The organism is Streptomyces monashensis (assembly GCF_001866665.1).
Classification (GTDB): domain Bacteria; phylum Actinomycetota; class Actinomycetes; order Streptomycetales; family Streptomycetaceae; genus Streptomyces; species Streptomyces monashensis.
The window spans coordinates 1-8,592 of the sequence record NZ_MLYO01000187.1 but is presented as its reverse complement, the minus strand read 5'-3'; the positions used below and the strand labels follow the sequence as shown (position 1 = coordinate 8,592).

Annotated in this window: 5 protein-coding genes; 1 reads left to right on the top strand and 4 read right to left on the bottom strand. The window is 68.8% G+C overall.

Translation table 11 applies throughout. The features are described from left to right. The first annotated feature begins 576 nt into the window (after positions 1-576). The gene (locus BIV23_RS45205; RefSeq protein ID WP_245790962.1) at positions 577-2,715 is read left to right on the top strand and encodes a SpoIIE family protein phosphatase; all 2,139 of its coding nucleotides are present in this window, start codon (positions 577-579) and stop codon (positions 2,713-2,715) included. Positions 2,716-2,826: 111 nt separating this feature from the next. Here the strand turns inward: BIV23_RS45205 and BIV23_RS51040 are convergent, their stop codons facing one another. From BIV23_RS51040 to BIV23_RS45190, 4 genes are all read right to left on the bottom strand, one after another. Next, a complete protein-coding gene (locus tag BIV23_RS51040) occupies positions 2,827-3,003 on the bottom strand; it encodes a hypothetical protein (RefSeq protein WP_158926110.1) in 177 nt (58 codons plus the stop codon). Next, positions 3,000-3,335, bottom strand: coding sequence for a hypothetical protein (locus BIV23_RS45200; protein ID WP_143079291.1), 336 nt, complete (start codon positions 3,333-3,335; stop codon positions 3,000-3,002). The genes BIV23_RS51040 and BIV23_RS45200 overlap by 4 nt, the downstream gene beginning before the upstream one ends. Positions 3,336-3,895: 560 nt before the next feature. Then, entirely contained in the window at positions 3,896-5,734 is a 1,839-nt protein-coding gene (locus BIV23_RS45195) for a DUF262 domain-containing protein (protein WP_071386799.1), read from the bottom strand. A 257-nt stretch (positions 5,735-5,991) separates the two neighbouring features. Further along, the gene (locus tag BIV23_RS45190) at positions 5,992-8,286 is read right to left on the bottom strand and encodes a HEAT repeat domain-containing protein (RefSeq protein WP_071386798.1); all 2,295 of its coding nucleotides are present in this window, start codon (positions 8,284-8,286) and stop codon (positions 5,992-5,994) included. Between the last annotated feature and the right edge of the window lie 306 nt (positions 8,287-8,592).

Below are 8,592 nucleotides of genomic sequence, written 5' to 3'. Positions count from 1 at the left end.
TCCCATCCCTCGTCCCAGCCGTAGGGGGCGAGAGGATGCAAGGAAGACGAGGACGAACCCACAAGAGAAGAGAAAGACAAGGGAGGACCCTTCACAAGGGTGGCCTCGGCGCCGCGCTCACGGGCGCGGGAGAAGAGTGAGGTCAGCCGGAGACCACGGAGGCGGACTGAATGAACTTCCGAATGCGGGCAACGCCCGTCTCAACGACAGCCATCGGTCACACCTCCCGTTCTCCGCACGACTGACCGCGGCAGCCAACGGCCACCGCGAGGAGCAGGCTCCACTCTAGGGGGGCTCGCTCTGCGGCACCACAGAATTTCCCCCGTCGTTCCTCGAGGGGACGGCCAGGCCGCCTCCGGTGGACGACGGGCTCGGCACCCCATGCGCCGCCGGCCTCCTGGAGTCGCGCTATCAGCCCCCCGGTCGTGAAGCGCCGCCATGACCGGCCCGGCTGCGGCCCGGAAACAGCGGAGACATGTGTCAGAGTGGAGAGGCGAGACGACGACGTCCGCGGACGGAGGAGACAGGAGAGGGCGTCCTGTCATGTCCATATATTTCGGTCCCCGCAGTTCGGCCTTGGCCCGCTCTGTCCCCATCGACGGGCGGAGCGAGGAGTACGCGGACCTCTTTGGGCAGGCCCCGGTGATCTTCGCTGCGCTCAGTGGCCCGAGACACCTGCTGGAAGTGGCGAACTCGGCATTCTTCGAGGCCATGGGGTGCGACCGCGGGCGCGTCGGCGAGCCGGTCGGAGAGGTGATTCCGGAATTGCTTCCGCAGGGCGTCCTCGACCGGCTCGACGAGGTCTACCGCACCGGTGTCGCATACCGGGCCCGGGACGGGCGGCTGATGCTGGGAGAGCCGGGCCGGCAGCGGGAGGGGTTCTTCGACTTCACCTACGAGCCCCGTTGGGACGGGGCCGGCCGGATCGACGGGGTCGTGGTGATCGCGGTCGAGACCACCGCGTACCACGACGCGTATCTCCTGGCCTCGGAGCAGCGCGTGTTGCTGGAGCAGATCGCACGCGACGCCCCTCTCGCCGAGATCCTCGACGGCATGGTCATGGCAATCGAAGAGTTCTCCCCGGACATGATCGTCTCGGTACTGCTCGTCGATCCCGACGGACAGCACCTGCGGCACGGCACCGCTCCACACCTGCCCGCCTTCTACAACGAGGCGATCGACGGGACACCCATCGCCGAGGGTGCCGGCTCGTGCGGCACGGCCGCCTTCCGGCACGAACCCGTGATCGTCACGGACATCGCCACCGACCCCCTGTGGAAGGACTACCGCGACCTGGCGCTGCGGGCCGGGGTCGCGGCGTGCTGGTCCACGCCGATCCAGGACGCGGACGGCCGGCTGCTGGGCACCTTCGCGATGTACCACAGCACCCCCAAGGCTCCTGCGGACAGGGATGTGAAGCTCAGCGTCGCGTTCGCGCGCATAGCCGCGCTGGCCATCGAGCGCCACTGTGCGGTGGAGGCGCGGCGCGCCGCCCAGGAGCGTGAGAAGGCAGTCCGTGAGGATCTGGCCTTCCTGCTGGAAGCGAGCACCGCCATCACGGGCGAGACAAACTATTCGGAGAGCCTCCAGTGCATGGCCAGGCTGACTGTTCCGGCCCTGGCGCCGCTGTGTGCCGTCCACGTGGTCGAGCGCGGACGGACCCGCCGCATCGCCGTCGCCGCCTCGACCCGGGAGGGGGAACAGCTCCTCTCTTCCCCCGCGCTGTGCGACGACGTGGACGCCGCCGTCGCCCGCGTGCTGGCCTCCGGCGCCATCGAGACGTCCCCCACGGGCAGTTCCTGCGTGCAGTTCGGCGTCACGGGTTACGTGTGCGTGCCGCTGGCCACCCGGGGCCGTACCTTCGGCACGCTGACTCTCCTGGCCACCGGCCTGACTCTGGACGGCCACACGATCGCCCTGGCCCAGGAGCTCGCCCGCCGGGCCGCTTCGAGTGCCGACAACGCCCACCAGTTCACCGACCGCGTCCGGCTGGCCCACGACCTGCAGGCAGGGCTGCTGCCTCCCGAGTTGCCCAGGATTCCCGGCGTAACCTTGGCCGCCTCGTACCATCCGGCCGGGGAAGGACTCGATGTCGGCGGCGACTTCTACGACGTCTTCCCGCTGTCCGGCGACCGCTGGGCGTTCATGATCGGCGATGTGTCGGGGCGCGGCGCACTGGCGGCCACCACCACCGGAATGGTCCGCCACACCGCACGCGCCGCCGCCCGCCTCCGGAACGACCCGCCCGCGGTGGTCGCCGCCATCAACGACGCGTTGACAGCAGGCACCGCCGATGAGGACCAGTTCGTTTCACTTGTCTACGGCGAGCTGCGGCACTCCCCGTCTCGCCTCGCGCTCAACCTGATTCGAGCGGGCCACGTACCGCCCCTCGTGCGCCGAGCCGACGGTACGGTCGAAGAACTCACGCACCCAGGCCTGCTGTTGGGCATCCGTCCCGACCCCGCCTTCTGCCCGTTCGACATCGACCTGCGCCCCGGCGACAGCCTGGTCCTGGTCACCGACGGCATCACCGAGGCCCGCTCCGCCGACGGCGAACTCTTCGGCGAGGACCGCCTGGCCGACGCGCTCGTCGCCGACGGGACCACGACACCCACCGCCCCCACCCTCATCGAGTCCATCACCGCTGCAGTCACCACGTTCGCAGGCAATGCCACCCTCGACGACCGGGCCGCGCTGGTTGTCACCGCCACCTGATGGTCACGATGGCGCAGCAGCCATTGCCGCGCTCACAGCGCGCAGCCGACAGGAAGTTCAGCCGGAGACCGCAGGTGGAGTGGGCGAACTTCCGGATAGGGGCAGCGCCCGTCACAGGCCGTGCTGGTCAAGGAGCCGTATCAGGTTCCGCTTGCATTTCTGGCCGGCACGCAGAGCGGCGAGGCACGCGGTGAACTCGCCGTCGGTGCCCAGGCAGTGGTGGCAGTCGCGCATGCTCAGCAGCAGGCTGGTCAGCTGCTCGTAGACGGCATTGCCCTTCTGCTTCATGTCTGGAGCACCCAGCCAGACGCATCCAGCTCCTGGGCACGAGACCTGGCCCGGCCGCGCTGCTTCGGCACCGCCTCCGGCTCAGCGAGCGTGATCAGGCCCAAGGCGACCAGGTGCTTGCAGAAGTTGCCCTCCATGCCGTACCGGCAGTCGCGCTCCCCTGCGAGGCCGTCGGGCCCGCCCAGGGGCAGCTCGGCCTGGTAGGCGTCCGTCCCGTGGACGGTGGCCGTGATCCAACCGTCGCGCCCTCGCCTCCGGTCGAGGGAGCGTGGCCCGGCCGGCGCCTGCAGGTCGTCCCTCGTCGAAGTCCACGTCCTGTGCCACAGAGGCATTCGACCGGAGGAGCGGAGCGACGGCCTCTGCAGTACCCGTATCGCTGTGCTGGTGGGCGTGCACGCCCACATCCGCATGCCAGGCAGCCGCGGCTCACGAGCGCAACAAGGTCCAGCCTGGCCATTCACGACCAGTCCTGCAACTGCTCTGCGGTGAGCCGCCGGCTGCCAGCCGTACGCCCCTGTCCGAGTACCGGAAGCTGCCCGACAAGGCCGACTGTGCCTTCCCGCTCGGCGGCCCGCAGGATCAGCGCTTCTTGGTCTTCTTCTTTTGCGGCGGGGTCCAGTCGCCTCGGTGCAACTGGCAGCGGGAGTAGCCGATCATCGCCGGGTTCTGGCATCGTTTTCCAGTCTTGGTTTTGCTCGACCCGCACTTGACCTGCCTGCCCATTCGTCCTCCCTTGTCCGGTCGAAGGTGGCCCATCTCGAACTCACCTCACCGCACGGAGGCGCTCATCGCTCTACTTGCGGCCGCATTCGGCTGATTCGCTCTCCTACATGCCTGAATCACGACATATAGATCCCTGAGTTGATCACTGCGCATACGGCGACCTCGTTGATCACAGATCGTCGGTGTCATCCGCTGTGTCGAGGCTGATCCCCAGGTCCTCGGCGCTCGACTCGTCGTCCAGGATCGGCTTGCCCATCACGTCCGAGATGCTGCGGAGCAGCGCCGCTCTACGGGCGGCGAGGAATCCGTCAAAGTCATCGGTGGCCATGAGTTCCGGTTGGGCCAGGTGAGAGCGAATGCGTTCGGCGACGCTTTCGTGAGGGGTCTGCGCGGCCTTGACCAGACGGCCCAGGTAGTCGGAGGGAGCTGCCCCTCCGATGACTCGGTTGGTGCGGGCGGTCAGCGGTGTCTTGTTGATGATCGAGTTGTAGGCGGCGGGAGCGTATCCGGCTTTTTCGCACCACGTCTTGGGGAAGATGTGGTGGATGTCAATGGACTCGTCGAAATACCCGGTGACCTCGGCCTTCTCTCCGGTGCGCCAGTCCAGGGCCCCCGCCTTGAGCAGGAGTGCGTAAATCCCCTTGTACGCAGCGCTGTTGCGCGTACGGAGAGTCAGCAGGCGTCCGGGAGCGAACTGCGCAGCGGTGACGGTCCGGGGCTCTGCCACATCCTCGCGGATCCAGTCGACGACATCCGGCAAGTCCTGGCTGAAGCGCGTCTCGGTCGAGCCGCCGTACAGCTCCCCGAACACACCGCACCAGTACCAGCGGGCGAGCTTGTGCTGGGCGCCGGCGCTCTGCGCGGCATCTCCGGCCAGGGCCAGGATCGCGGCAAGCGGTATCAGCTGTGTCCCGTAAGGCAGGAACTTCGTATCGAAGAGAAACTGCTGGTGCAGGAACTTGGCCGCCGCCTTGAACCCGTCGATGACGGACGGCGAGAAGCGTACGTAGTCCTCCAAGGCGAGGGCGAGCATGTCCTTGCGCTTGCACCCGATGCGCGGCAGTCGCTCCTCTTCCGTCCCGCGTTCGGCCTCGCGCCTGCGCCGTTCGGCCGTGGCCAGCAGGGTGATCGCCTGGAGGAAGTCCGTGTTGGAGACCTCGCGAAGGATGCGGTACTCGGGCGCGTTCCAAGCAGCCCGACACTCCCGCTCCCAGTGGTTGCGTAGATCGAACTCGTCCGCCGCGTAGGTGGCGGTCAGCAGCTCGAAGACGGTCAGGGTGACGCCGCCGGTGTTGACCTTCTCGAACACCTGGCACACGGCTTGGCGTGGGGTCGCCTGCCCGAGTTCGATGACTGGCACGTGGTAGCGGTCGAAGGAGCGGACGAACGCCTCGTTGAAGTCGCGCCACAGTCTGCGCTTGTCCTTGTCACCGTCCCAGTGGTCGGTGAACTCGTAACCCCAGTCGCCGCCGTCGAAGACGGCGTGAAGCGGGAAGAGATGTGCCTCGTACTCGCGCTCGGGAGTCGAGTAGTCCTCGACGACCTGCCCCCGGAAGTTGAGGACCTTGCGCGTTTCCGGCAGAAACCGGATGGCGTCCTCCCGGTCGCTGTTCTCGTCGAGAGCCTGAACCATGTCGACGTAGAACCAGCCTGACACCTGATGCTTGCGCAGGTCCTGGGTGACCACTGGACCGTTCAGCTTCAGGGACTGGAACAGCGACGTCAGCCGCTGCTGCCCGTCGAGTACGAGCGTGTCGGGCTCGGGCTCACCGGCCGGGGCGGCCCCTTCGATGGGCCGGTACTTGAACCGGACGTCGCCGCCCGCCTTGAGCAACATGACGGTGCCGACGGGGTAGCTCAGCGAGATCGACGCAAGGAGGCTGGCGATGTTCGGGTAGGGCCACACCCAGCCCCGCTGGAACTCGGGCAGTTGGGCCTTGCCGACCTCGACCTGCCGCAGCAGATCCCGCAGCGGCCGTTTGTCGATGCTGAACGCTTCGTCGGGCACATCGGCTCCTTGAGGCTGCCGGTCACCAGAGGTGGGCGCCTGCGGTCGACTTGTCTCGTGTCATGGAGAAACTACTGGTTGTCATGACATCGGGTGCCGGAATGGCAAAACAGCTCGGATCTTCATCAGCGGCGGGCCAGAGCGGCGCACGTGCCCAAGGATTCGCCGACCGTCTTCACTCCCGCCGAGGGGGCGATCCGGAGCCGTCGGCACCGGGTTCTCTCGCCGCCGCTCCATGAGCCCTCGGCCTGAGGGGCTCAGCGCGCCGGCAGAGCGGCCAGAACGGCCGAGGCGAGTTCCCGCACCTCCTCGTCCAGCGCCATGCCCCGCCAACCGCCGCCGTCGCTGATCCGCTCGTCCCGATCAAGGCATGCGTGCAGCAGCGGTGCGAGCGTACGGGCCTCGGGCCCCATATCTGCGATCCTTCGCAATGCAGCCAGTTCGATCGGGCCGCAGGCCGCGCCCGGCCGCGCCTCCAGGACGCGTTGGAACACCTGGAGGGCCAGGCCGCTGTCGCCGGTCACCCGCCAGTGCGCCCAGGCGGCGAGGACGGCCTCGCGACTCCTCCACCACCGCTCGTTCGCACGCAGCCACTGCTCGGGCCAGCGCATCCGGCTCGAACCGGCCCCTGGTCCCAGCATGGAAAGACAGAAGGCCACGGTGCTCGCGAGCATCGCCGCGTCACGTGCCGCCGAAGCCGCCGTCGCGGACTTCGGAAGGCTGTCCTCGCGCCCCGCTTCGGCACCCTGACGCAGAGGAGCCGTCATGGCGAGAACCTCGTCCACCGTGCGCAGCAGCGCCGCCTCGTCGCCGACGACGGCAAAGCGGGCCCGGGCGGCAGTAAGCGCGACGATCCAGGGGTCCCCCAGTCCCGGTACTCTCCGTTGGCCGGGCGATGCGTCGGCCGGTGCCTGTTGGGCGGTGGGAGAGGTGTTGTGTGTGCGTCGCGCGGACATCTGCGCCGACGACACCTCCAGAGCCACGCGCTCCACTCGCTCAAGGTGCGGGACACAGTGTGCGGCTGCGGGCCCCACGGCCTCGATCACGGGGCGGGCCAACTGGGGGTGCGTGGAATCCAGCAGTGCTTCCAGTTCGGGCACCGCCTCGGCCGCCGCGGGCCCGCACGCGGCAAGGGCATCGCAGAGCAGGTGGAATCTCGGCAGGCTGTCCACGCGCAGACCGATGACGGCGCTGTCCTCGGTGCGGGACTGCTCCAGGTGTCGAGCGAGTGCGGACCGCAGTGCGGGAGCCAGCAGCGATGCGTGCCGTGCGGCGCACGCCACCAGGGCCTCGCGCAACGGGGGTTGCGAGAACCAGTAGGAGCGCCCGCTGTAGTGGGCGGACGGACCGAACCCGTTGTCCTCCTCGTGGTTCAGGGCGTGCACCAGCGTGGGGACGGCACGTACGTCCCCGTGCCGGGCCAGCGCCCAGGCGGCCCGTATCGCGGTCGGACGGTGCGGGTCGTCGAGCGCGGCGGCGAGGCGATCGTCGAACGCGGCGCCTGCGGCGCCCGCCGCCGCCAGAAGATCGGCGGATCTCATCCGGTTCTCCGGCTCGGGCTCCGTCAGCATGGCTGCGACGAGCGGGACCAGCGCAGGGACAGCCGATCGCCATCGCAGCATCGCGTCACCGGCCGCCTGCAGTGCCCCGGTACGGATCTGCACCCGCTCATGGCCGATCAGAGCGCGGATGACGTTCAGTTGTGCGGCCGTATCGTCACCGCACATGGCGCACAACGCCCTGGACAGGCGTGAACCGTTCTCGTCCCACGCCGAGTAGGCCTCGTGCGGAGTGGCCGGTGCGAGGGCTGCGTCGAGCAGATCCCGCCAGCTCGCGGCAGTTGGGTCGAGACGTTTGTCCGCCGCCAGGCAGGCGAGCCTGAGTGCGTCCGCGTTCCGGTCCGGTGCCGCGGTGAGACGGCGCACAGCCGCCGCGAGTGCGGCGGCCGAGGAAGCGTCCGATTCGCGCGCCTCGGCCGCTGCCCGCGCGCCGTCCAGTCTCAGCGACACGCGCAGGGCGAGGTCCGACTCCATCGCATCCCGGCCGACCAGTGCCTGCATGGCGTCATCCGTGCGCGGTGACCACAGGGCGTACTCCCACAGCAGGGCCGCCGCCGCGGTCCGTACGGAGTGGTCGGCATCGTCCAGCAGCGCGACCAGAGTGTCGTGTCCGGCGACCAGCGCGGCGCGGCAGGCCACCGCGTGCCCGGCCGAGCGCCAGGGCTCACGCATCTCGTTCTGCAAGGCCGCGAAACGGCCGACCAGCTCCACGATCGCGGCCCGCATCGGCAGACCGGGCGTGGCTGCGAGTTCGATGAGGAAGGGCACGGCCGCCGCACCTGCCGAATAGACGGCGCCGCCCTGGTGGTAGATCGAGGCGTCCAGGTGATCCAGCCGTTCTTCTCGTTCGGGATCCTCTCCGGCTCGCGCCAGCAAACGGAGCGTGGCCGGGACATCGTCAGCGGCCCCGTACGCGTGGCCCAGGTCCGTCCACGGAATGTCGTCAAGGCCGTTGAGCGGCGCGAGAACCTCGTCCGTTGCCGGTGAAGACATGGATGTGGCACGTTGATCCGCGCCGTCGGAATGTGCGAAGCGACTGGCTGTCACAGGTGCTTCCCTCAGGAGCCGAGGCCGTCGAGCCCCGGGAGCCTTGTAGGCCGAGCCTGCATCTGTGGCGAGGCCTGGAGACGGGCACCGGGCCCGGGTGGACGCCCTTCGGGGCGTCCGCTGTGCGTGAACTGATCAATACTCGACCCACCGAGGATCCGCAACTGACCGAACCGTGCTGCCCCCGCTGTACGAGCCGCCCCTCTCTCCCAGGCGAGGGCGAGCAAGCGCTCGACGCGGCCCAGGTCGAGT

Excerpts from the sequence above, each read along its gene's own strand:
- BIV23_RS51040 (WP_158926110.1), bottom strand. The coding sequence starts at position 3,003 with ATGAAGCAGAAGGGCAATGCCGTCTACGAGCAGCTGACCAGCCTGCTG.
- BIV23_RS45200 (WP_143079291.1), bottom strand. The coding sequence starts at position 3,335 with ATGCCTCTGTGGCACAGGACGTGGACTTCGACGAGGGACGACCTGCAG.
- BIV23_RS45190 (WP_071386798.1), bottom strand. The coding sequence starts at position 8,286 with ATGTCTTCACCGGCAACGGACGAGGTTCTCGCGCCGCTCAACGGCCTT.